This is a genomic window from Streptomyces niger (assembly GCF_000718305.1).
GTDB lineage: Bacteria > Actinomycetota > Actinomycetes > Streptomycetales > Streptomycetaceae > Streptomyces > Streptomyces niger.
In genome coordinates this window covers 149,237-171,444 of the sequence record NZ_JOFQ01000014.1, presented here as the reverse complement: position 1 = coordinate 171,444, position 22,208 = coordinate 149,237, and the positions used below count along the sequence as shown (strand labels likewise).

The following is a 22,208-nucleotide window of genomic DNA, read 5'->3' as shown; positions in this document are numbered from 1 at the left end:
GGCGGCGTGTCCCTTCACTGCGCTGGGGCGAGCAGGCGGGCGGGCGGCGGTACGGCCGGGAGTGGCCCGTACAAGGCCGGTGGCGGCCTTCATCAGACCGCATTCGGGCGGGCGCGGGCCGGAGGTCGGCGGTATCGAGCCGTGCCACGCCGACGGCGGCGTACCCGGGAGGGCCGCCCTCGTCGGTGTGCCACGGTGCGGCGGGGTCGTTGCCCTCATCCCTTGACCGCGCCCGAGGTGAGTCCGCCGACCGCCTTGCGCTGGAGGAAGAGGAAGAGGATCAGGATGGGGAGGGCGAAGAGGGAGGCGGCGGCCATGGTGGCGCCCCAGTCGTCGCCGAAGTTCGTCTGGAAGCCGGAGAGCCAGAGGGGCAGGGTCTGCGCTTCGGTCTGCTTGTTGAGGATGAGGACGAGGGGGAACTCGTTCCAGGCGGTGATGAAGCCGAAGAGCGAGGTGGCCATCAGTCCGGGCGCGAGCAGCGGCAGGATGACCTTCACGAAGGCCTGCGGGCGGGAGCAGCCGTCGACCATGGCGGACTCCTCCAGCTCCTTGGGGACGGCGGCGATGTAGCCGCGGAGGGTGAGGATCGTGAAGGGCAGCACCATCACCATGTAGAAGAAGGTGAGCGGTACCAGGCTGTTCAGCATGGCGCCGTCCCGGACGATCATGTAGATCGCGATGACCATGACTTCCCAGGGCGCCATCTGGGCGATCATGAAAGTGATGATGACGCCACGGCGTCCCTTGAAGCGCATCCTGGCGATCGCGAACGACGCGAGCAGCGCGATGACGAGGGACATGCCGACGGCGAGGACGGTCACGGTGACGGAGTTGCCGACGTACGTCCAGAAGTGGGGCGCGGTGACGGCGGTCCGGAAGTGTTCCAGGGTCGGGCTGAGCGGGAACCACACGGGGTCCTCGCTGATGATGTCGCCGGTGGGCTTCAGCGCCGTACTGAACATCCAGTAGACGGGAAAGAGGAAGCCGACGGTCAGGAACAGGGCCGTGGCGTTGGGCCAGATGCGGCCGAAGAGGGTGCGCTTCATCGCTCGTCCTCCTCTTGTCGGAGCACGATGCGGAGGTAGTACGAGGTGAGCGCGAGCAGGATGACGATGGTCAGCAGGGAGATCGCCGCCCCCATGCCGTAGTGCTGGCCGCCCATGCCCTCGATGAAGGCGTAGACGGGGAGGATCTCGGTGAGCCGGTCGGGACCGCCCTCGTTGACGGCGAACACCTGGGTGAAGGCTTTGAACACCCAGATGACTTCGAGGAAGGTCGTCGCGTAGAGGAACGGCCTGATGAACGGCAGCGTGACCGAGGCGAAGCTCTTCCACACGCCGGCGCCGTCGAGGGCGGCGGCTTCGTAGAGCTCCTTGGGGATGGTGGTCGTCGCGGCGTAGAGGTTGATCGCGACGAAGGGGACGGACTGCCAGACGATCAGCACGATGATGACGAAGAAGGTGGAGAACTGGCTGCCGGTCCAGTTGAAGTCCGCCATACCGTGCCAGCCGAGGCGGTCCAGTACCCAGTTGACGACGCCGAACCGCTGGGCGAAGAGCCACTGGTAGACGGTGGTGGCGGCGATGGGCGGCATGGCCCAGGCGAGGACGAGGCCGAAGAGGAGCGTGAGCCGCATCCGGGGGCCGAGCCGGGCGAGAAGAAGTCCGACCAGGGTGCCGACGACCATGATGAGCAGGACGTTGGCGGCGGTGAAGAGGAGGGAGCGGCCGGTGACCCGCCAGAATTCGGCGCTGCCGAGGATCTGGCGGTAGTTGTCGACGCCGTTCCACTCCGTGACGTGCTGGATGAGCTGCCCCATGTTGAGGTTCTGGAAGGACAGCACGCCGTTGGTGACCATCGGATAACCGAGGAGGGCCACGGTGACGGCGAGGGCGGGGAGCAGCAGGAGGTACGGCGCACGACCGGCCGCCCACGCGCGGGGCCGGTGCGGTGGCCGGGGCGGGCCGCCGGCCTTCTCCTCACCGACGGTGCCGGGCGGTTCCCCGGTCCGTCTGCTCTGTACTGACATGGCTGCCATCTCGTTCGCGCCCTCCCCGGCGGTACACCTGCCGGGGGCGCGGTACGTCCCCGGCAGGTGTCGGTGCTTACTGCTGCTGGCTGAGCCGCTTGTTGAATTCGCCCTCGACCTGCTGGGCGGCGTCCTCGGGGCTCTTGCCGTTGAGGACGGCGGTCATGTACGTCCTGATCGGGTTGGGCGGGTTCTCCACCGCGCCCCATTCGGGGATGAGCGGGGTGGTACCGCCGCCCTCGACGGCGGGGGCCGCCGCCTCGCCCGCGAGGTTGCCCTTCAGAGCGGTCTGCAGCGACTCCTTGTTGGGCATGACGCCGCCTTCTTCGGCGAGCTGTCCCTCGAACTTGTCGGAGAGCGCGATCTTCAGGAACTCCTTGGCGAGGTCCTGCTTCCGGCTGCCGGCGGCGACGGCGAGGTTGGAGCCGCCGAGGAAGACGCCCTCGGGCTTGTCGACGGTCTCACCGGGGATGGTGAAGTAGCCGATGTCCTTCTCGATCTTCGGGTTGGCCTTGATCGCGATGGCGGATTCCCAGCCCATGCCGATGAACGCGCCGGTCTTGCCCTTCGCGAAGACCTCGCCCTGCTGCGGGGTGGCCTCGTCCTTGTCCTTGGGGGCCTTGCTGAAGGACTGGTACTGCTTGTAGATGTCCATGGCCTTGGAGACCTTGGGGTCGGCCAGGTTGGAGACCCACTTGCCGCCCTGCTTCTTGACCAGGTCGGCGTCGGTGCCGATGGTGAGGCCGTCGAAGAAGTACCAGTTCTGGCCGGGCAGGTAGAGCGGCTCGGCATCGGTCTTCTTTTCGATCTGCGCCAGGTCCTTGAAGAACTCGGTGCGGGTCTTCGGGGTGCCCTTGATGCCGGCGTCGGCCCAGATCTTCTTGTTGTAGATGACGACGCGGTTGGCGACGAACCAGGGGGCGGCGTACTGCTTGCCCTGGTAGACGGCCGACTTGTTGATGGACGGCGTCCAGTCGGCGCCGATGTCCTTCTTCAGGTCGTCCAGTTCCGCGAGCCCCTGGGTCTTGGCGTAACCGGCGGTCTGGGTGTTGCCGACCTCGATGACGTCCGGCGGGTTCTCCTCGGACAGCGCGGTGGTGATCTTCTGCTGGATCCCGTTCCACTTCTGGATCTCGATCTTCAGCTTCGCGCCGGTCTTCTTCTCGAAGGCCGCCTTGACGTCCTTCGTCCACCCCGCCGGTGTGGAGCCGTCCATGGCCCAGACGGTGAGCGTCTTGTCGTCCGCCCCCGCCGACCCGCCGGACCCGCAGGCCGCGACACTTACCAGCATTCCCGCGACAGCTGTCGCCGCGATCAGCCCACGCTTCACAGCACACTCCCCTAATGGCTGGGTGTGGTCTTTAATGGTTTAGACCAGTGCCCGAAGCTTGGCCTAGACCTTTAGGGGTGTCAAGAGGTGTATAAGGGTCGCAGTCGGCTCCGTTACCGGACCGACATCCGGCAGGCGCGGACCTGCGAGGGAGCATCGGCACCCCACCCGTGCCACCATGTGAGCCGCTACGTACGGAGGAGCCGGTGACGACAGCACGAGTGGAGTCGGAAGGGCGGGCCATGGAGACCGACGGGGCCGGAGCGGAGCCCGGCAGCGGAGCCGCACGCACCGCTCGCGTGCCCAAGTACTACCGGCTCAAGCGGCACTTGCTGGAAATCACCGAGACCCTGCCGCCGGGCACGCCGGTGCCGCCCGAGCGCACCCTCGCCGCCGAGTTCGACACCTCGCGGACGACCGTGCGGCAGGCCCTGCAGGAGCTGGTCGTCGAAGGACGGCTGGAGCGCATCCAGGGCAAGGGCACCTTCGTCGCCAAGCCCAAGGTCTCCCAGGCCCTGCAATTGACCTCCTACACCGAGGACATGCGGGCCCAGGGCCTGGAGCCCACCTCGCAGCTGCTGGACATCGGGTACGTCACCGCCGACGACCGGCTGGCCGGGCTGCTGGACATAGCGGCCGGCGGCCGGGTGCTGCGCATCGAACGGCTGCGACTGGCCAGCGGCGAACCGATGGCCATCGAGACCACGCACCTTTCGGCCAAGCGCTTCCCGGCGCTCCGCCGCAACCTGGTCAAGTACACCTCCCTCTACACCGCGCTCGCCGAGGTCTACGACGTCCGCCCGGCGGAGGCCGAGGAGACCATCGAGACCTCGCTGGCCACCCCGCGCGAGGCCGGCCTGCTGGCCACGGACGTCGGCCTGCCGATGCTGCTGCTCTCCCGGCACTCCCTGGACCACGAGGGGCGCCCGGTGGAGTGGGTGCGCTCGGTCTACCGCGGCGACCGGTACAAGTTCGTGGCCAGGCTCCAGCGGCCCACCGGCTGACCGGCACGGGCGGGGCGACGGCCACGGCCCGAGGCGGTGGCCGCCACCCCGCGGGCGCGGGGACATCGACGAACGGAGCGGAGACGCCGGCGAACGAAGCGGAGGAGCCGGCGACTGAAGTGGAGGAGCCGGCGACTGAAGTGGAGGCGTCGGCGACTGAAGCGGAGCGGACCCGGACGAAACGGAACCGCACATCCCCGTCACCCGGGTTTTCCACAGGGTGTAGCGCACGTCACATCCCCTGTCCTACGGTCCTTCCGTCACCGTCGGGACGGGAGGACGGCCAGTGCGTACGACATCCATCCGAACGATCGTCATCTGGACAGCCGTTGCGCTGATCGGCGCGACCGGCTGGACCCTCCTCGCGCTGAGCCGCGGCGAGGAGGTGTCGGCGGCCTGGATGGTCGCCGCAGCGCTCGGCACGTACGCCATCGGCTACCGCTTCTACTCCCGCTTCATCGCCACGCGCGTCCTGCGGGTCGACAAGACCCGCGCGACGCCGGCCGAGCGGCTGAACAACGGCATCGACTTCCACCCCACCGACCGCCGCGTGCTGCTCGGCCACCACTTCGCGGCGATCGCGGGCGCCGGGCCCCTGGTCGGGCCGGTGCTCGCCGCGCAGATGGGCTACCTCCCCGGCACGATCTGGATCATCGTCGGGGTGGTCTTCGCCGGGGCCGTGCAGGACATGGTGGTCCTCTTCTTCTCCACCCGGCGGGACGGCAAGTCGCTGGGGCAGATGGCGCGCGAGGAGATCGGCCCGTTCGGCGGTGCCGCGGCACTGCTCGCCGCCTTCGCCATCATGATCATCCTGCTCGGCGTGCTCGCGCTGGTGATCGTCAACGCGCTGGCCGCGTCCCCCTGGGGCACCTTCTCCATCGGCATGACGATTCCCATCGCCCTCCTCATGGGGATCTACCTGCGCTTCCTCCGTCCCGGCCGGATCACCGAGGTCTCCCTCATCGGCATCGCCCTCCTGCTCCTCGCCCTCGTCGGCGGTCGCTGGGTCGCGGAGTCCTCCTGGGCCGACACCTTCACCCTCCAGCCGAAAACCCTGGTGATCTGGCTGGTGGCGTACGGTTTCATCGCCTCGGTGCTGCCCGTCTGGACCCTGCTCGCGCCCCGTGACTACCTCTCCACCTTCATGAAGATCGGCACCATCGGCCTGCTGGCGCTGGGCGTGGTGGTCACCCTCCCGACGCTGAAGATGGACGCGGTGACGGACTTCGCGAGCCGCGGCGACGGCCCGGTCTTCGCCGGTTCCCTCTTCCCGTTCGCCTTCATCACCATCGCCTGCGGCGCCCTGTCCGGCTTCCATGCCCTGATCTCCTCGGGTACCACACCGAAGATGGTGCAGAAGGAGACCCAGATCCGGATGATCGGGTACGGCTCGATGCTCATGGAGTCGTTCGTCGCGGTGATGGCGCTGGTGGCGGCCTCCATCATCGACCCCGGCCTGTACTTCGCGATGAACGCGCCGGCCGGCGTCATCGGCGACACGGTCCAGTCCGCCTCGCACGCGGTCGCCCAGTTCGGCTACGCGATCTCCCCCGACCAGCTGACCGCCGCGGCCAAGGCCGTGGAGGAACAGACGCTGCTGTCCCGGACGGGCGGCGCGCCGACGCTCGCCGTCGGCGTGTCCGAGATCTTCTCCCAGGTGGTGGGCGGTTCCGGGATGAAGGCGTTCTGGTACCACTTCGCGATCATGTTCGAGGCGCTGTTCATCCTGACGGCACTGGACGCGGGCACCCGGGTCGGCCGCTTCATGCTCCAGGACATGCTGGGCAACGCCTGGAAACCGTTTCGCGACATCAGCTGGAAGCCGGGGCTGCTGCTGAGCAGCGCGGCCGTGGTCGGCCTGTGGGGGTACTTCCTGTGGGTGGGCGTCCATGAGCCGCTGGGCGGCATCAACCAGCTCTTTCCGATCTTCGGCATCTCCAACCAGCTGCTGGCGGCGGTCGCGCTGGCGGTGTGTACGACGCTGCTGGTGAAGTCGGGACGGGTGAAATGGGCCTGGATCACGGGCGTGCCGCTGGCCTGGGACGCGGTGGTCACGCTGACCGCGAGCTGGCAGAAGGTGTTCTCCGGTGACCCGAAGGTCGGGTTCTTCACGCAGCGCGCGGTCTACCAGGACGCGATCGACGCGGGAAAGGTGCTGCCGCCCGCGAAGTCGATGGACGACATGCACACGGTCGTCACCAACTCCACGGTGGACGGCGTGCTGTCGGCGGTGCTCGCCCTGCTGATCGTCGTCGTCATCGCCGACGCGACCCGCGTCTGCATACGTCACCTCCGCACCCCGGACGCGACCCCGCTGCACGAGGCCCCGTACGTCGCCTCCCGCCTCGTGGCCCCGGCCGGCCTGATCACCACACGCGAGGAGAAGACGGAACTCCTGGCGGCAGCGGGAGCGGGAGCGAGGACAGCGAGGACGGGGACGGGGACGGGCGACGACCGGAGCGAGGGGTGATCAGGTGAGGACACGAGGTGAGGACACGAGGGTGCAAGGGAAGACGAGGTGAGGTCGTGAGGCGGCGATGAGTGCGACACGGGCGGCAGGTGCGACGCGGAGGGTGCGGGCCATGGCGGCAGCACAGTCGGGAGGTACGGCGCACGGGGCGCGAGCCACCGGGGCGGCACAGGCGGGACGGGCCGCCCCCCGGAGTCCTCGGTGGGTGGCCGCGGTGGCGCGGTGGGGCCGTGGCATCCGATGGTACGTACGGGAGTTGACCGGCGAGTCGGCGTACGAACGGTATGTCGGCCACCTCCGTCGGCACGACCCGGACGCGCCGGTGCCCACGCGCCGCGAGTTCGAACGCCGCCGCACGGACGCCCAGGAGGGAGACCCCGGCGCGGGCTTCCGCTGCTGCTGACGGGACTCACCCCCGCACCCCCACCCCGCACCCAAACCGTGTCCGTACCGATATGCGGACGGTGGGTGACGGACGTCGCTCGGGGCGCTTAGATTCCTGGCCATTGCATAGGTGATCGCCAGGGATGGAGCAGCGGATATGACAGAGCCAGCCGAAACACCCCGGTCCGGGCCGATCGTCACGCCCACGCGTGTGGTGGCCGGCCTGTGCCTGTTCATTCCGTTCGTGGCCATGCTCTGGGTGAGTTCGTACGCGAAGGTCGAACCGACCCTGATCGGCATCCCGTTCTTCTACTGGTACCAGATGCTGTGGGTGCTGATCTCGACGGCGCTGACGATGACCGCGTACAAGCTCGTGCGGCGTGAGCAGCGTGCGCTGCGCGCCCGCAAGGACGGGGGCTCCCAGTGATGCCCCTGGCAATGCAGGCCCCGTCGGCGTCCGGGCACGTCCTCGCGGCCGACGCCTCCGGCGGCGTGAACGGCATCGCGCTCGCCGTCTTCATCTTCTTCTTCCTCGCCGTGACGGTCATGGGCTTCCTGGCCGCGCGCTGGCGCAAGGCCGAGCAGTCCGACAACCTCGACGAGTGGGGCCTGGGCGGCCGCAGCTTCGGCACGTGGGTGACGTGGTTCCTGCTCGGCGGCGACCTGTACACCGCGTACACCTTCGTCGCCGTGCCCGCGGCGATCTACGCGGCGGGCGCCGCCGGCTTCTTCGCCGTGCCGTACACGATCCTCGTGTACCCGTTGATCTTCACCTTCCTGCCGCGGCTGTGGTCGGTGTCGCACAAGCACGGGTACGTCACCACCTCGGACTTCGTGCGCGGCCGCTTCGGCTCCAAGGCCCTGTCGCTGGCGGTGGCGCTCACCGGCATCCTCGCCACGATGCCGTACATCGCGCTGCAGCTCGTCGGCATCCAGGCGGTGCTGGACGTGATGGGCGTCGGCGGCGGCGAGAGCACGAACTGGTTCATCAAGGACCTGCCGCTGCTGATCGCCTTCGGCGTGCTGGCCGCGTACACCTACTCCTCCGGCCTGCGCGCGCCCGCGCTGATCGCGTTCGTCAAGGACGGACTGATCTACATCGTCATCGCGGTGGCGATCATCTACATCCCGATCAAGCTGGGCGGGTTCGACCACATCTTCCACGTGGCGGGCGATGCGTTCGCGCAGACGAACCCGGCGACCGGGAAGCCGCGCGGCGAGCTGGCGAGCGGCCCGAACGCGCAGTGGGCGTACGCGACGCTGGCGCTGGGCTCGGCGCTGGCGCTGTTCATGTACCCGCACTCGATCACGGCGACGCTCTCCTCGCAGAGCCGCAACGTGATCCGCCGCAACACCACGATCCTGCCGCTGTACTCGCTGATGCTGGGCCTGCTCGCGCTGCTGGGCTTCATGGCGATCGCGGCCGGGATCAAGGTGCAGAACGGGCAGCTGGCGATTCCGCAGCTGTTCGAGAACATGTTCCCCGACTGGTTCACGGGCGTGGCGTTCGCTGCGATCGGCATCGGCGCGCTGGTGCCCGCGGCCATCATGTCGATCGCCGCGGCGAACCTCTTCACCCGCAACATCTACAAGGACTTCCTCAAGCCCGGCGCCACGCCCGCGCAGGAGCACAAGGTGGCCAAGTTGGTGTCGCTGCTGGTGAAGGTGGGTGCGCTGGTCTTCGTCCTGACGATGGACAAGACGGTGGCGATCAACTTCCAGCTGCTGGGCGGCATCTGGATCCTGCAGACCATGCCGGCGCTGGTGGGCGGCCTGTTCACCCGGTGGTTCCACCGCTGGGCACTGCTCGCCGGCTGGGCGGTCGGCATGGTGTACGGCACGGTCGCGGCGTACGGCGTGGCCAGTCCGACGCAGAAGCACTTCGGCGGTTCGAACGCGGAGATCCCCGGCATCGGCGAGATCGGCTACATCGGCCTGACCGCGTTCGTGTTGAACGTCCTGGTCACGGTCGTGCTGACGGTCGTGCTGCGGGCCGCGAAGGCGCCGGCCGGGGTCGACGAGACCTCGCCCGAGGACTACACGGCGGACGCCGGCGACAAGGGCGTCCAGGTGGAGCTGCCGCCGGCCACGGCGGGGTCCGTGCACTGAGTCACGGCTGAACCTCCCGCCCGACGGGCCGCCGGTGGGAAACCGGCGGCCCGTTGTCGTACCCCCGGTGCACACTGAGGGTCATGGACCCCATGGATGTCGTGATCAGACGGATACGCACGGAGGAGCACGCGCGGCTGGGTGAGATCACCGCACAGGCGTATCTCGGTGACGGGTTGCTGACGTTCGGGGAGGACGACGCTTACCTGCCGGTGCTGCGGGACGTGGCGCGGCGGGCCGCCGAGGCGGAGGTGCTGGTGGCCGTGGCGGACGGCGAGGTGCTGGGCGGGGTGACGTTCGTGCCGGCGGGCGGGGTGTGGGCGGACATCGCGCGGCCGGGTGAGGCGGAGTTCCGGATGCTGGCGGTCGCGAAGGAGGCACGCGGCCGCGGGGTGGGCGAGGCGTTGGTGCGCGCGTGCCTGGACCGTGCGCGGGAGACCGAGGGCTGTGTACGTGTCGTGCTGTCCTCGCAACCTTCGATGCACGGCGCGCAGCGGATCTACCGGCGGCTGGGCTTCAGGCGGACGCCGGAGCGCGACTGGTCCCCGGTACCGGGGCTGGCGGATCTGCTGACGTTCGCCCTGGAGCCGTTGTCCCGGGAGGCGCCCGGCAACTGACGCCCTGTGAGGGGGGCGGTGGGGGACGGGTGAGGGACGGTGGGGCCGATGGGCCCGGCGGCCTCCGGGGAAGGTGACCATCCGTGCGCAGGGCAGCACGTACCGCAGCCTGGCGACACTAGATATAGGGATGGTCGCGAGGGGCGGCACAAGATGTATGCTCGTCCTCGCTGTCGCCGCAGGGGAATCCGGTGCGAATCCGGAACTGTCCCGCAACGGTGTGCTGAGTAGGCATTTTCCGCCCGCTCGCGAGTCCGATGACCTGCCGACGGTACGCCCGCAGCCGTCCCGGTGCGGGCGTCGAGACGTCCGGGCTCCGTGGGTTGGGCCGGTGGACGCTGCGTGGTGTGTCCGCGTGCCCGGAAGATAGTCCGGCGCGGCTGCCCGTACGCCTCCGTCGCTCCTCCCCTGGCACCGGCCGAGTGAGGGAGAGCACAAGGTGACCATCGCGCCAGCCGAGTCAGCACAACAGGCGCAGTCGGCACAGGAGGCGCGGCCCGCAGTCGCGCAGACTCACGACGGTCCCGGTACGGCCCTGCTGCGCACGCTGACCGACCTCACCGCGGATCTGCCGGCCACCGACCCGGGCAAGGTCGCGGCGGCCGCGCTCCGCGGCCGCAACGCCCGTTCGGACGAGGCGGAGCTGCGCGAGCTGGCGATGGAGGCCGCGGCGGGGCTGATCGGCGACGAACCGCAGTACTCCAAGCTGGCCGCGCGGCTGCTGACGGCCGCGATCGCCGAGGAGGCCGCGAGCCAGGGCGCGACGGGCTTCGCCGCTTCGGTCGCCACGGGCCACCGTGAGGGCCTGATCGCGGACGGCACCGCGGAGTTCGTCCGCACCCACGCCGCCCGGCTGGACGCCCTGGTGGACGAGGCCCGCGCCGGCGGCGCCGACGACCGTTTCGGCTACTTCGGGCTGCGCACGGTGTACTCGCGCTACCTGCTGCGCCACCCACTCACCCGCAAGGTCATCGAGACCCCGCAGCACTTCCTGCTGCGGGTGGCGTGCGGCCTGGCCGAGGACCACTCCGAGCGGGCGCTCGCGGACGTCGCGGAGCTGTACGGGCTGACCAGCACGCTCTCCTACCTGCCGTCCTCCCCCACACTCTTCAACTCCGGCACCCGGCACCCGCAGATGTCCTCCTGCTATCTGCTGGACTCGCCGCTGGACGAGCTGGACTCGATCTACGACCGGTACCACCAGGTCGCGCGCCTCTCGAAGCACGCGGGCGGCATCGGCCTGTCGTACTCCCGGGTGCGCGCCCGCGGTTCGCTGATCCGCGGCACCAACGGGCACTCCAACGGCATCGTGCCGTTCCTGCGCACGCTGGACGCCTCGGTCGCCGCGGTGAACCAGGGCGGCCGTCGCAAGGGCGCGGCCTGCGTGTACCTGGAGACCTGGCACGCGGACATCGAAGAGTTCCTGGAGCTGCGCGACAACACGGGTGAGGAGGCGCGGCGTACGCACAACCTGAACATCGCGCACTGGATCCCGGACGAGTTCATGCGCCGGGTGGAGGCGGACGGGGACTGGTCGCTGTTCTCGCCGGCGGACGCGCCGGAGCTGGTGGACCTGTACGGCGAAGAGTTCGACGCCGCGTACCGGAAGGCGGAGGCCGAGGGGAAGGCCGTCAAGGCGGTGTCGGCGCGCACGCTGTACGCGCGGATGATGCGCACGCTCGCGCAGACCGGCAACGGCTGGATGACCTTCAAGGACGCCGCCAACCGCACCGCGAACCAGACCGCCGAGCCCGGCCGCGTCGTCCACTCCTCCAACCTTTGCACGGAGATCCTGGAGGTCACGGACGACAGCGAGACCGCCGTCTGTAACCTCGGCTCCGTCAACCTCGCCGCGCACCTCGGCGATGAGGCCGCCGGCTGGGAGGAGGCGATGGACTGGGACAAGCTGGACGCCACCGTCCGTACGGCCGTGACCTTCCTCGACCGCGTCGTGGACATCAACTTCTACCCGACCGAGCAGGCCGGCGCGTCCAACTCGCGCTGGCGCCCGGTGGGTCTGGGCCTGATGGGCCTCCAGGACGTCTTCTTCCGCCTCCGCCTGCCGTTCGACTCCCCCGAGGCGCGCGAGCTGTCCACCCGGATCTCCGAGCGGATCATGCTGGCCGCGTACGAGGCGTCCGCCGACCTCGCCGAGCGGCACGGACCGCACCCGAACTGGTCCGCGACCCGGACCGCCCGCGGGGTGCTGCACCCGGACCACTACCCGAACGCCGAGCCGCGCTGGACCGACCGCTGGGCCGCGCTGCGCACCCGTATCGCGGCGACCGGGATGCGAAACTCACTCCTCCTGGCGATCGCCCCCACCGCGACCATCGCCTCCATCGCGGGCGTGTACGAATGCATCGAGCCGCAGGTCTCCAACCTCTTCAAGCGGGAGACGCTGAGCGGGGAGTTCCTGCAGGTCAACGCGTACCTGGTGGAGGACCTGAAGAAGGCGGGCAGCTGGGACGCGCGCACCCGTGAGGCGCTGCGCGAGGGCAACGGCTCGGTGCAGGACGTGCCGTGGATCCCCGAGGAGATCCGGGCGCTGTACCGGACCGCCTGGGAGGTCCCGCAGCGCGCGCTGATCGACATGGCCGCCGACCGCACGCCGTACCTGGACCAGAGCCAGTCCCTGAACCTCTTCATGGCCGCGCCGACCATCGGCAAGCTCAGCTCGATGTACGCCTACGCCTGGAAGCGCGGCATCAAGACCACGTACTACCTGCGGTCGCGCCCGGCGACCCGGATCGCGCAGTCCGCGCGTGCCACGGGCGCCGCCAACACCCCCGTCCCCCAGCAGACGGCCGACCCCGAGGCGGTCGCCTGCTCCCTGGAAAACCCCGAATCCTGCGAGGCCTGCCAGTGACCACCGCCGCCGAAAAGACCACCGTCAGCACCGCTGCGGGAGCCGTCAAGAACCTCCTCGACCCCGGCTTCGAGCTGACCCTGCGGCCCATGCGGTACCCGGAGTTCTACGACCGCTACCGCGACGCGATCAAGAACACCTGGACCGTGGAGGAGGTCGACCTCCACTCGGACGTGGCCGACCTCGCCAAGCTCTCGCCGGGCGAGCAGCACATGATCGGCCGGCTGGTCGCCTTCTTCGCGACCGGCGACTCGATCGTGGCGAACAACCTCGTGCTGACGCTCTACAAGCACATCAACTCCCCGGAGGCGCGGCTGTACCTGAGCCGCCAGCTCTTCGAGGAGGCCGTGCACGTCCAGTTCTATCTGACGCTGCTGGACACCTACCTGCCCGACCCGGACGACCGCGCCGCCGCGTTCGCCGCCGTCGAGAACATCCCCTCCATCCGGGAGAAGGCGGAGTTCTGCTTCAAGTGGATGGACTCCGTCGAGCAGATCGACCGGCTGGAGTCCAAGGCCGACCGGCGCCGCTTCCTGCTGAACCTGATCTGCTTCGCGGCGTGTATCGAGGGCCTGTTCTTCTACGGCGCGTTCGCGTACGTGTACTGGTTCCGCTCGCGCGGTCTGCTGCACGGCCTGGCCACCGGCACCAACTGGGTGTTCCGCGACGAGACGGGCCACATGGACGCCGCGTTCGCAGTCGTCGACACCGTCCGCGAAGAAGAGCCCGACCTCTTCGATGCAGAGCTGGAGCAGCAGGTCACCGACATGCTGAAGGAGGCCGTGGAGGCGGAGTTGCAGTTCGCCCGCGACCTGTGCGGCGAGGGCCTGCCCGGCATGAACACCGAGTCGATGCGCGAGTACCTGCAGTGCGTCGCGGACCAGCGGCTCCAGCGGCTCGGCTTCGCTCCGGTGTACGGCTCGGAGAACCCCTTCTCCTTCATGGAGCTGCAGAACGTCCAGGAGCTGACCAACTTCTTCGAGCGACGTGCGTCCGCGTACCAGGTCGCGGTGGAGGGCTCGGTCTCCTTCGACGACGAGTTCTGAGTCGACGGATATCACGTCGTCGGATTCCGAGTCGACGGATTCCGAGTCGACGGATTCCGACGGCGCCGAGTTCCGGACCGGCTCTTCATGTCCGGCGAATCGGGACCGGATGTGATGAGTCGATGAGCCGCGTTTGATGAGTCGATGACAGCCCGCGGCGGTCGGAAACCCGGCCGCCGCAGGCCGGCTCTCCCCTGGCATGAAGGGCAGTGAGCAGCCAAGGAAACGGTTCATCGACTATCCGCGCCGCGGCCGGGGCCGGCTGCGGCGCTGGCTGCCGTCCTGGCGACAGCAGCTCGGCGCCGCCGTCGTCGGCGCGGCCGGCCTCGCCGGGCTCTTCGCCGTCGGATACGCGCAGGTCGGCATCCCGAACGAGAAGGACGCCGCGCGCCAGGAGGCCACCGTCTACTACTGGTCGGACGGCAGCCAGATGGTGAGCGAGGGCGCCGTCAACCGGCAGAACGTCCCCCTCTCGCAGGTGCCCGATTCCGTGGAACACGCCGTCATCGCCGCGGAGAACGCGAGTTTCTACTCCGATTCCGGGGTCTCGTTCTCCGGCATCGCCCGGGCCGCGGTGAACATGGTGAAGGGGCAGAATGCCCAGGGCGGTTCCACCATCACCCAGCAGTACGTGAAGAACACCTACCTCTCGCAGGACCAGACCCTGGAGCGCAAGGTGAAGGAGTTCTTCATCGCGCTGAAGCTGGACAACCGCAAGACCAAGCAGGAAATCCTGCAGGGGTATCTCAACACCAGCTTTTTCGGGCGGCATTCCTTCGGCATCCAGGCCGCCGCGAACGCGTATTACGGCGTTCCGGCCGAGCGCCTGAACCCCAGCCAGGGCGCGGCGCTGGCCGCGCTGCTCAAAGGCGCCGAACAGTACGACCCGGCGCTGAGCAGGGCCAACCACCGGCGCGCCGTGGCACGCTGGAAGTGGATCCTGGACCGTGAGGTGGAGAACGGCCTGATGAGCCGGGCGGAGCGCGCCCGCTGGACGACATACCCGGAGCCGCGGAAACCCACCACCCCGACCAGCCAGAAGGGGCAGACCGGCTATCTCGTCGATGCCGCGAAGAAATACCTGCGCAGCCGTACGGGCCTGACCGACCGCGATCTCGCCCGCGGCGGTTATCGCGTCCACACCACCTTCGAGAAGGACAAGGTGGCGCTGCTGGCGAAGGCGGTGGCGGACGAGCGTCGCCGCCGCATCGATCCGAAGAAGCGGGCCGCCGACTCGCATGTCGAATTCGGTGCCGCGTCCGTACGGCCCCGGGACGGCGCGATCGTCGCGCTCTACGGCGGCACGGACGCGACGAAGCACTTCGCGAACAACGCGGACACCGCGGGCGTGCCGGCCGGCTCCGCCTTCAAGCCGTTCGTGCTGGCCGCCGCGGTCCGCGAGCAGGGCAGCGCCCCGCCCACCGGGGACGTCACCGTGCCCGTCCCCACCTTCCCGGCCGAGCGGGCGGATGCGACGCTGCAGGCCCTGTACGAGGGCCTCGTGACCTCGGCCCATCCGCCGTTCGTCGCCGCGGGCCGGCGTCCGGGGCTGACGGCGATACGGGACCTGGCGCTCGACGCGGGCCTGCGCAAGGAGAGCCTGGCCCGCCTGGAGCCGACGTTTCCCCTCGGTACCTCCACACCCAGCGCGATCCGGCTGGCCGGCGCGTACTCGCTGTTCGGCAACGACGGCCGGCGGACCGAGCCGTACTCGGTGACGAAGGTGGTGCGCGACGGCAAGCCGCTGCCGGGGCTCACGCCGCCGGAACCACGCCGCGTGCTGACCCCGGAAGCGGCCCGCACCATCGATCGGGCGCTGGGCGCGTTCGCCGCGAAGACGCTGCCCCGGGAGATCACCGCGAAGCTGGCGCGCGGCGTCACCGCGGGCGGCACCGGCCCGCAGGACCGCATGCGGTCGTGCTGGTTCATCGGCAACGACGGCGCGCCCGGCGGCGGCCTGACCACCGCCGTCACCGTCTTCCGCACCGAGCCGGGGACGCCGCAGCTGCTGCCCATGGAGGGCGTGGGCGGCGACCACCGGTTCGGCAACGGCATCCCGCCCCGGATCTGGGGCGCGTACGCCATCGGCACGCAGCGGTGAGCGGGCGGCGGGTGCCGGCCGCGTCAGTCGTTGGCGACGACGGGGTAACGGGGCTCGCGCTCGGCCATCTGCTTGAGGACGTCCTTGCGGTCGCGCTTGGAGAGGCGGTCGATGTAGAGGTAGCCGTAGAGGTGGTCGGTCTCGTGCTGGAGGCAGCGCGCGAAGTAGCCGGTGCCCTGGACGGCGATGGGGTTGCCCTGCGCGTCCTGGCCGCGGACCACGGCGTAGTCGGGGCGGGCCAGCTCGGCGTACGCGCCGGGGACCGACAGGCAGCCCTCGTTGGAGTCGTCCAGCACCCGGCGCTCGGCGGGCAGCTCGTCCAGCACCGGGTTGCAGACCACGCCGACGTGGCGTACGCCCTGGTCGTCCATGCAGTCGTAGACGAAGACCTTCAGGTCGACGCCGATCTGGTTGGCGGCCAGGCCCACGCCCTCGGCGGTGCGCTGGGAGGCGAACATGTCGTCGATGAGCTTCGCCAGCTCGTCGTCGAACTCGGTGACGTCCTTGCACTCCTTGTGCAGCACCGGGTTGCCGACCACGGTGATCGGGCGCGACGTGCCGCGCTCGCGGTAGGCCGTCTCGCGCGCGTCCGCGTCGGTCACGTCGTCGATGAACTCGTCGTCCACCTGCTGCTCGCCGTCTTGATCAAACACCTGCTGCGCCATGTCCGCCGCACGCCTTCCGCGATTTTCCGCAAAGATTCTTCTTAGCTGCCCGTACAGGGTACGGGGGCCCGCCGGGCGCCCGTCGACGGAACCGCGCAGGACTCAGCAGACCTCTTCGAGGTCCCGCCACTCGCGGGTGTCCGGGCTGTCGGCCACCCAGCCGTCCAGCAGGCCCCGCACCAGGCCGGCGGGCGCGGCGATGCCGCACTCGCGCTCGGGTACCCACAGGGATCCGGAGCCGGCGGTGCGGTGCCCCAGCGGACCCGGATGGCCGGGCTCGCTGTGGTCGTGCGGGTCCAGATGCGCGCCGTCGCCCTCGTCGCTGGGCATCCGGCTCTCGGAGCACGTACGGCACAGCAGGCGGACGGAGGACGACCAGTCCTCGGCGGCGTACCCGGCGTCCGCCGCCAGCCGTTCCAGGGCGTCCCGGTCGGCCTCGCCCGCGGCCTCCAGCAGGACGACCCAGGTGGGCACCGGGGAGGGCGCCCACAGCTCGATCTCGTCGAAGACGGGATAGGAGGGTCCGGCGGTGGTGGTGCGCTCGCCGTGCGGGACGCCGTCGTGCAGGACGACCTCGCCCCAGCGGCGTCCGGAGGACGGCAGCGGGATGGAGAGCACCTCGATACGGGCCGGGTCCAGCCGGCGGCCCCAGACGACCTCGGCCTCGCCCTCGGGCGAGAGGCGGACCGCGGCGCTGCCCAGCTGCATGCCGCGGGGCTCCCCGGAGGGCGCGCCCTCGCCCGGCACGTGCAGGCCGTACGCCTGCCAGGCGCGGCGGGCCAGCGGCCAGTCCTGGAGGGCGGTGGCCGCGATGCCGACGTTCCACCAGTCGGGCGCCCCGCTCTCGCGCTCCAGCAGGGCCACGGCGCGCAGTCCTGCGGTACGGGCCTGCTCCCAGTCGTGCCGGAACTTGTGCAGCAGGGCGAGGTTGAACCACGACTCCGACAGCCACGGCTCCATGTCGGCGGCGCGGGTGAGCAGGGCACCCGCGTCCTCGTAACGGCCGTCGCCGATCAGCGTGAAAGCGCGGTCGGTCGCCTGCCGCCACGAGGCGGAGGGCCGGTGCCGTACCTTGCCGAAGATCCTCACGATTCCCGCCTGCCGATTGGTTCCTTGGTGCCGTCCGCCGGACGGCCGAGGGGCCTACTCGACAACCTGCCACAGTTTGCCGCCGGGCTCAGCCCGATGGCCGGTGCCCCCTGCTGCTCCTTGCCTTGTGCAGCCCCCCTGGACCCCGATTTTCGGGGCCCTCTTCGCATCCAACCATGCCCATATCCGGGGCCGCTCATTACCCATCGGTTCCATGACCTTGAACCGGTACCCCGAGACGCGACGGCTACCCCGGCGGCACCCGGCACTCGGGCGGCGCAACCGGTCAGAGCGCGCCGAAGGGCCGCGCGAGGACCCGGGCGAGCGCCTCCACCACACGGGGCTCGAAGTCCTGTGCGGTCGACAGGCGGAGCCGTTCCAGGGCGCGCAGCGTGCCCCCGGGGCCGCCGTCCCCGCCGGCGAGGTCGTCGTAGGCGTTGACGGTGCGCACGATGCGGGCGGGCAGCGGCTGGTCACGGAAGGGGTCGGCCTGCCGCTCGACGATCATCGCGACCTCGGCGGGCACCCCGGTCCGGCGGACGACGGCCCCGCCGAGCAGGGCGATCCTGCGCTGTTCGGCGGGCGGCAGGCCGGCGGTGGCACCGCCGGTCACCGGGTCCACCAGCGAGAGCTGTCCGATGTCGTGCATCAGCGCCGCGTACTCCAGGACGCTCAGGTCGGCCTCGCCCAGTCCCAGTTCCCGGCCCACCGCACGGCTGAGGACGGCGACCCGGCGGGCGTGCCCCTGCGGGGTGTAACCGGCGATCTCGGTGGCGCGGGCGAGCGAGGCGATGGTCTGCCGGTAGGTGGCGCGGACGGCGGCGTAACGGCGGAAGGAGAGCTGGGTGAGGAGCAGCGGCAGGCAGAAGACGGGCAGCGCCCAGAGCCCGGCGACGGCCGTGGCCAGCGCGATGACCAGGCCCGTCGCGCAGATCGCGGAGCCGATGCCGAGCAGGGAGCGCAGTTCGTCGCGGAGCAGCGGGCCGTACGGCCAGCCGGTGCGGGCCCTGGCGAGCGCCGCGGCGAGCACCGCGTCGCACAGGGCGGTGAGCGCGAGCAGGCCGAGGAGGTAGCAGATGTAGTAGCTGCCGTTGCCGATCCAGGCGGCCAGCCGGCCGGTGGTGTAGAGCGGCTGGAAGCAGGTGGCGGCGAAGCCGACGGTCAGGACGCGGCGGGCGATGTGGTCCAGCGCCGGGCCGCGGCCGAGCGCCACGTGGGGGACGAGGCCGACGAGGCCGGCCGCGACGACGACGGCGACGGCCTGCAGGACGCCGTGCGAGGTGGCGCGGCCGCCGACCTCGCCGAGCAGCGCGTAGGCCAGGGCTCCGGCGACGCCGAGCGGGGCGCTCTCGCGGTCGCCGGGCAGCGTGCCGGCACCGCCGCGCGCGGGCGGTGCCGAGCCCCCGCGGGCCAGCTCGCCGACCGCTATGAGGGCGCCGAACGCGAGGGCGATGCCGGGGTCGGAGAGGCCGCGCCAGAGGGTGTGCCCCAGCGCGAGGCAGGCGAGGGCGCCGGCGGCGGCATGGACGAGGACGACGGCGCGGGGTGTGCCGGTGCGGTACGGGACGGCGAGCGGGTCACCGGGCCCGTCGGCGCTCATCGCTCGCCCCCGGCGGGCCCGGGGTGGGGCGCCGTCGCGGTGCCGGGCAGGGCGGCCGTACCGGGGACGGGCCCGGCCTCCGGGGCGGGGTGCCGGTGGAGCGCGGGGCGGGGCGGCGGCACGGCGGGCCCCTCGGTGCCCGCGGTGACGACCTCGGGCTGCCAGCCGTGCCGTGCCAACGCGGCGACCAGGGCGCGGACCATGCGCGGGTCGAGCTGGGCGCCGGCGCTGCGGCGCAGCTCGGTGACGGCGGCGGCGACCGGGCGGGCGCGCCGGTAGGAGCGGGTGGAGGTCATCGCGTCGAAGGCGTCGGCGACGGCGACCACCCGGGCGGATTCGGGGATCTCGCGGCCCCGCAGACCGTAGGGGTAGCCCGTGCCGTCCATGCGTTCGTGGTGGTGCAGGATCGCGGCCCGGGCCTCGCCGAGGAAGCCGATGCCGCGGACGATCTCGTGGCCGTACTCCGGGTGCAGCTCGATGACGCGGCGCTCCTCGGGGGTGAGCGGGCCGTCCTTGCGCAGCAGCCGGGTGGGCACGCCGAGCTTGCCGACGTCGTGCAGGATGCCGGCGAAGCGGATCACGTCGAGGCGGTCCTCGGCCATGCCCAGCTCGCGGGCGATCATGACGGAGGCGCGGCCGACGCGTTCGCTGTGCCCGCGGGTGTAGCGGTCCTTGAGGTCGACGGCCTGGACGAGGGCGCGGATGGTGGCCTGGTGCGCCGCGCGTTCGCGGTGGTACTGCGCGAAGACCCAGCAGGAGATGTACATGGGCAGCAGCACGAGCAGGGCTGCGGGCGGCCCGTAGGAGCTGCGCCACAGGACGGCCATCATCAGCCCGGCCAGGCCGTGCACCAGGTGCGGGGCGAGGGAGCGGAGCAGCAGGCCGCGCCAGGCCGTGCGGGGCGGGTGCCGCTCGGCGGCGATCAGGACGCCGCCGTCCAGGGCGGCCAGTACGGCGCAGAAGACCGTGGTGGCGGCCGCCGCGGGCAGCAGCGCGTAGGGGAACTCCGGGGCGAGGACGGCACGGCTGCCGCCCGCGCCGAAGACCTCGGCGGCGGCCCGGGCGGCCAGGGCCAGTTCGGCGGCGTGCCAGACGCGGCGGGCGGTGGCCGCGCGCTCCTCGGTACGGGAGAGCAGCGCGCCGGGGAGGACGGCCAGGGCGGCCGCCGCGGGCGGCAGCAGGAAGACCCCGGCGAGCAGCACGGGACAGCCCCACCTGGGCGGCATGCCCTCGGCGTGGCCCGGGGCGCCGCCGGAGCGGGCGCCGCGGGCCAGCGCCCGGGACAGCGGGCAGCTCCGCATCCGCTCGCAGGCGGCGTAGAGCACGGCGAGCAGGCCCACGGTGGGCCAGGGGGTGGAGGCGGACGGCAGGGCGGCGGGGACGGCGCAGCCGACCGCCGCCAGCACGGCACATCCGATGTACGCGTACGCGGCCACGGACAGCTGCCGCATGGCGCCTCCTCCCCCACGGCTCCCGGATCCGGTGAGCTTAGAAGGCGTCGGCGGCGCGGTGCGGGCGCATCGGCGGATTGGGCGGGCTCTCGCGCCCGCCCTCACCCGATGGGGTGATCCGGCGCGCTATTCGGCGCGGGCGGCCTCGGTGGGTGCACCGGTGTCCGTCGGGCCGGCCTGGTGGCCGGGGCCCTCAGCGGCGGCGGACTCCTGTTGCGCCTGCTCCAGCACGCTCTTCTCGGGCACGGCCTCGCCGGCCCGGATGAGCTCGATCCGTCCCATGACCTTCGACCGCAGGTCGGTGGGGACGTCGTCGTGGCCGCAGCAGCGCTTCACGAGCTTCTTGACGGCCTGTTCGAGGCCGTACTTCTCCAGGCAGGGCGAGCACTCGTCGAAGTGCTCCTCGAACTTGGTGCACTCCCCGTCCGGCATCTCGCGGTCGAGGTACTCGTACAGGTGGTCCAGGACCTCGGAGCAATCCGTCTCGTGCGGGTCACCGCAGCTCATGATGAGGAGCCTTTCCGATCGTGCGGCTGCTTCGTCGAAGCCGCAGCGCCCGCGCCGGCCGGGACGAGCCCGCGGTCCCGGGCGTAGTCCTCCAGCATGCCGCGCAGCTGTCGGCGGCCACGATGCAGGCGGGACATCACCGTGCCGATGGGAGTTCCCATGATGTCGGCGATCTCCTTGTACGCAAAGCCCTCCACGTCCGCGAGGTAGACCGCTATGCGGAACTCCTCGGGAATCGCCTGCAGGGCCTCCTTCACGTCCGAGTCCGGCAGGTGGTCCAGCGCCTGTGACTCCGCGGAGCGCAGCCCCGTGGACATGTGTGACTCGGCGCGTGCCAGCTGCCAGTCCTCGATCTCCTCGGCCGCGCTGCGCTGCGGCTCCCGCTGCTTCTTGCGGTAGGAGTTGATGAAGGTGTTGGTCAGGATGCGGTACAGCCAGGCCTTGAGGTTGGTGCCCTCCCGGAACTGATGGAAGGACGCGTACGCCTTGGCGTACGTCTCCTGCACCAGGTCCTCCGCGTCCGCCGGATTGCGCGTCATGCGCAGCGCGGCGGAGTACATCTGGTCCAGGAAGGTCAGCGCGTCGCGCTCGAAGCGCGCGTTGCGCTCGGCCTCCGACTCACCCGTCGTCTGCGCGCGGGCAGCGTCCGCCTGGTCCTCGTTACGTGCTCGTGCCGTCCCGTCGGTCCCTGCGTCGGTACCGGTGACCGGACCCACCTCCTCCAACACCGTGCCGGACCCGGATGCGGATCCGCTCGAATCGGAGAATAGACGACGATCCGGTACCACCGCCGCTCCAGCCGTGACGTGGTGTCCCGCCTGGACCTGTGCTGGCTGCGGCATCGACCAGCCGGTCCCCTGCGGTCGGGCCGGGCATGCGATCCCCATGCGGTGGACTCCCATTCCTCGTGCGTACCAGTACGTGGCTGCTGCCTACG

General features: G+C 70.7%; 18 protein-coding genes and 1 riboswitch. Of the genes, 9 read left to right on the top strand and 9 right to left on the bottom strand.

The features are described from left to right. Nucleotides 1–215: 215 nt before the first annotated feature. The 3 genes from IF20_RS26070 to IF20_RS26060 form a co-directional block, all read right to left on the bottom strand. Nucleotides 216–1,046 carry a carbohydrate ABC transporter permease gene (locus IF20_RS26070; protein WP_052867778.1) on the bottom strand — a complete coding sequence of 277 codons (831 nt, stop codon included), beginning with the start codon at nucleotides 1,044–1,046 and terminating at the stop codon, nucleotides 216–218. Further along, nucleotides 1,043–2,029: a carbohydrate ABC transporter permease gene (locus IF20_RS26065; protein ID WP_052867777.1), complete on the bottom strand. Its 987-nt coding sequence runs from the start codon at nucleotides 2,027–2,029 to the stop codon at nucleotides 1,043–1,045. The genes IF20_RS26070 and IF20_RS26065 overlap by 4 nt, the downstream gene beginning before the upstream one ends. Nucleotides 2,030–2,105: 76 nt before the next feature. Next, complete coding sequence (locus IF20_RS26060; RefSeq protein ID WP_052867775.1) at nucleotides 2,106–3,359, bottom strand: extracellular solute-binding protein; 1,254 nt, start codon at nucleotides 3,357–3,359, stop codon at nucleotides 2,106–2,108. Between the two features lie 242 nt (nucleotides 3,360–3,601). Here IF20_RS26060 and IF20_RS26055 point away from each other — a divergent pair, with 242 nt between their 5' ends. From IF20_RS26055 to IF20_RS26015, 9 genes are all read left to right on the top strand, one after another. Beyond that, nucleotides 3,602–4,363 carry a GntR family transcriptional regulator gene (locus tag IF20_RS26055; protein WP_052867773.1) on the top strand — a complete coding sequence of 254 codons (762 nt, stop codon included), beginning with the start codon at nucleotides 3,602–3,604 and terminating at the stop codon, nucleotides 4,361–4,363. Between the two features lie 286 nt (nucleotides 4,364–4,649). Next, nucleotides 4,650–6,833 carry a carbon starvation CstA family protein gene (locus IF20_RS26050; RefSeq protein WP_052867772.1) on the top strand — a complete coding sequence of 728 codons (2,184 nt, stop codon included), beginning with the start codon at nucleotides 4,650–4,652 and terminating at the stop codon, nucleotides 6,831–6,833. Nucleotides 6,834–7,038: 205 nt separating this feature from the next. After that, entirely contained in the window at nucleotides 7,039–7,236 is a 198-nt protein-coding gene (locus IF20_RS26045; RefSeq protein ID WP_052867768.1) for a YbdD/YjiX family protein, read from the top strand. 138 nt (nucleotides 7,237–7,374) lie between these two features. Next, nucleotides 7,375–7,644 (top strand): DUF3311 domain-containing protein, encoded by a 270-nt coding sequence (locus IF20_RS26040; protein ID WP_052867767.1) that lies wholly within the window; start codon nucleotides 7,375–7,377, stop codon nucleotides 7,642–7,644. An 11-nt stretch (nucleotides 7,645–7,655) separates the two neighbouring features. Further along, a complete protein-coding gene (gene mctP / locus IF20_RS26035; protein WP_052867766.1) occupies nucleotides 7,656–9,326 on the top strand; it encodes a monocarboxylate uptake permease MctP in 1,671 nt (556 codons plus the stop codon). 92 nt (nucleotides 9,327–9,418) lie between these two features. Beyond that, nucleotides 9,419–9,943: a GNAT family N-acetyltransferase gene (locus IF20_RS26030; protein ID WP_052867833.1), complete on the top strand. Its 525-nt coding sequence runs from the start codon at nucleotides 9,419–9,421 to the stop codon at nucleotides 9,941–9,943. A gap of 151 nt (nucleotides 9,944–10,094) precedes the next feature. Then, a riboswitch (cobalamin riboswitch) is annotated at nucleotides 10,095–10,227 on the top strand. 155 nt (nucleotides 10,228–10,382) lie between these two features. Continuing rightward, nucleotides 10,383–12,812 carry a ribonucleoside-diphosphate reductase subunit alpha gene (locus IF20_RS26025; RefSeq protein WP_052867765.1) on the top strand — a complete coding sequence of 810 codons (2,430 nt, stop codon included), beginning with the start codon at nucleotides 10,383–10,385 and terminating at the stop codon, nucleotides 12,810–12,812. Then, a complete protein-coding gene (locus IF20_RS26020; protein WP_052867764.1) occupies nucleotides 12,809–13,858 on the top strand; it encodes a ribonucleotide-diphosphate reductase subunit beta in 1,050 nt (349 codons plus the stop codon). The genes IF20_RS26025 and IF20_RS26020 overlap by 4 nt, the downstream gene beginning before the upstream one ends. Before the next feature lie 199 nt (nucleotides 13,859–14,057). Next, nucleotides 14,058–15,959: a transglycosylase domain-containing protein gene (locus IF20_RS26015; RefSeq protein ID WP_052867763.1), complete on the top strand. Its 1,902-nt coding sequence runs from the start codon at nucleotides 14,058–14,060 to the stop codon at nucleotides 15,957–15,959. Between the two features lie 23 nt (nucleotides 15,960–15,982). Here the strand turns inward: IF20_RS26015 and def are convergent, their stop codons facing one another. The 6 genes from def to IF20_RS25985 form a co-directional block, all read right to left on the bottom strand. Beyond that, a complete protein-coding gene (def, locus tag IF20_RS26010; RefSeq protein ID WP_052867761.1) occupies nucleotides 15,983–16,624 on the bottom strand; it encodes a peptide deformylase in 642 nt (213 codons plus the stop codon). A gap of 102 nt (nucleotides 16,625–16,726) precedes the next feature. Next, complete coding sequence (locus IF20_RS26005) at nucleotides 16,727–17,713, bottom strand: tetratricopeptide repeat protein (protein WP_052867758.1); 987 nt, start codon at nucleotides 17,711–17,713, stop codon at nucleotides 16,727–16,729. Nucleotides 17,714–17,999: 286 nt separating this feature from the next. Next, on the bottom strand, nucleotides 18,000–19,313 hold the full coding sequence (locus tag IF20_RS26000) for an HD-GYP domain-containing protein (protein ID WP_052867755.1): 1,314 nt from the start codon (nucleotides 19,311–19,313) through the stop codon (nucleotides 18,000–18,002). Continuing rightward, complete coding sequence (locus IF20_RS25995) at nucleotides 19,310–20,764, bottom strand: HD-GYP domain-containing protein (protein WP_110944548.1); 1,455 nt, start codon at nucleotides 20,762–20,764, stop codon at nucleotides 19,310–19,312. The genes IF20_RS26000 and IF20_RS25995 overlap by 4 nt, the downstream gene beginning before the upstream one ends. Nucleotides 20,765–20,890: 126 nt before the next feature. Then, entirely contained in the window at nucleotides 20,891–21,271 is a 381-nt protein-coding gene (rsrA, locus tag IF20_RS25990; RefSeq protein WP_052867752.1) for a mycothiol system anti-sigma-R factor, read from the bottom strand. Further along, nucleotides 21,268–21,987: a sigma-70 family RNA polymerase sigma factor gene (locus IF20_RS25985; RefSeq protein ID WP_052867751.1), complete on the bottom strand. Its 720-nt coding sequence runs from the start codon at nucleotides 21,985–21,987 to the stop codon at nucleotides 21,268–21,270. The genes rsrA and IF20_RS25985 overlap by 4 nt, the downstream gene beginning before the upstream one ends. Between the last annotated feature and the right edge of the window lie 221 nt (nucleotides 21,988–22,208).

Bases quoted from the DNA above. Each gene is read 5' to 3' on its own strand.
- IF20_RS26070 (WP_052867778.1), bottom strand. From the start codon at position 1,046: ATGAAGCGCACCCTCTTCGGCCGCATCTGGCCCAACGCCACGGCCCTG.
- IF20_RS26065 (WP_052867777.1), bottom strand. From the start codon at position 2,029: ATGTCAGTACAGAGCAGACGGACCGGGGAACCGCCCGGCACCGTCGGT.
- IF20_RS26055 (WP_052867773.1), top strand. From the start codon at position 3,602: ATGGAGACCGACGGGGCCGGAGCGGAGCCCGGCAGCGGAGCCGCACGC.
- IF20_RS26040 (WP_052867767.1), top strand. From the start codon at position 7,375: ATGACAGAGCCAGCCGAAACACCCCGGTCCGGGCCGATCGTCACGCCC.
- mctP (WP_052867766.1), top strand. From the start codon at position 7,656: ATGCAGGCCCCGTCGGCGTCCGGGCACGTCCTCGCGGCCGACGCCTCC.
- IF20_RS26030 (WP_052867833.1), top strand. From the start codon at position 9,419: ATGGATGTCGTGATCAGACGGATACGCACGGAGGAGCACGCGCGGCTG.
- IF20_RS26015 (WP_052867763.1), top strand. From the start codon at position 14,058: ATGAAGGGCAGTGAGCAGCCAAGGAAACGGTTCATCGACTATCCGCGC.
- def (WP_052867761.1), bottom strand. From the start codon at position 16,624: ATGGCGCAGCAGGTGTTTGATCAAGACGGCGAGCAGCAGGTGGACGAC.
- IF20_RS26000 (WP_052867755.1), bottom strand. From the start codon at position 19,313: ATGAGCGCCGACGGGCCCGGTGACCCGCTCGCCGTCCCGTACCGCACC.
- IF20_RS25995 (WP_110944548.1), bottom strand. From the start codon at position 20,764: ATGCGGCAGCTGTCCGTGGCCGCGTACGCGTACATCGGATGTGCCGTG.
- rsrA (WP_052867752.1), bottom strand. From the start codon at position 21,271: ATGAGCTGCGGTGACCCGCACGAGACGGATTGCTCCGAGGTCCTGGAC.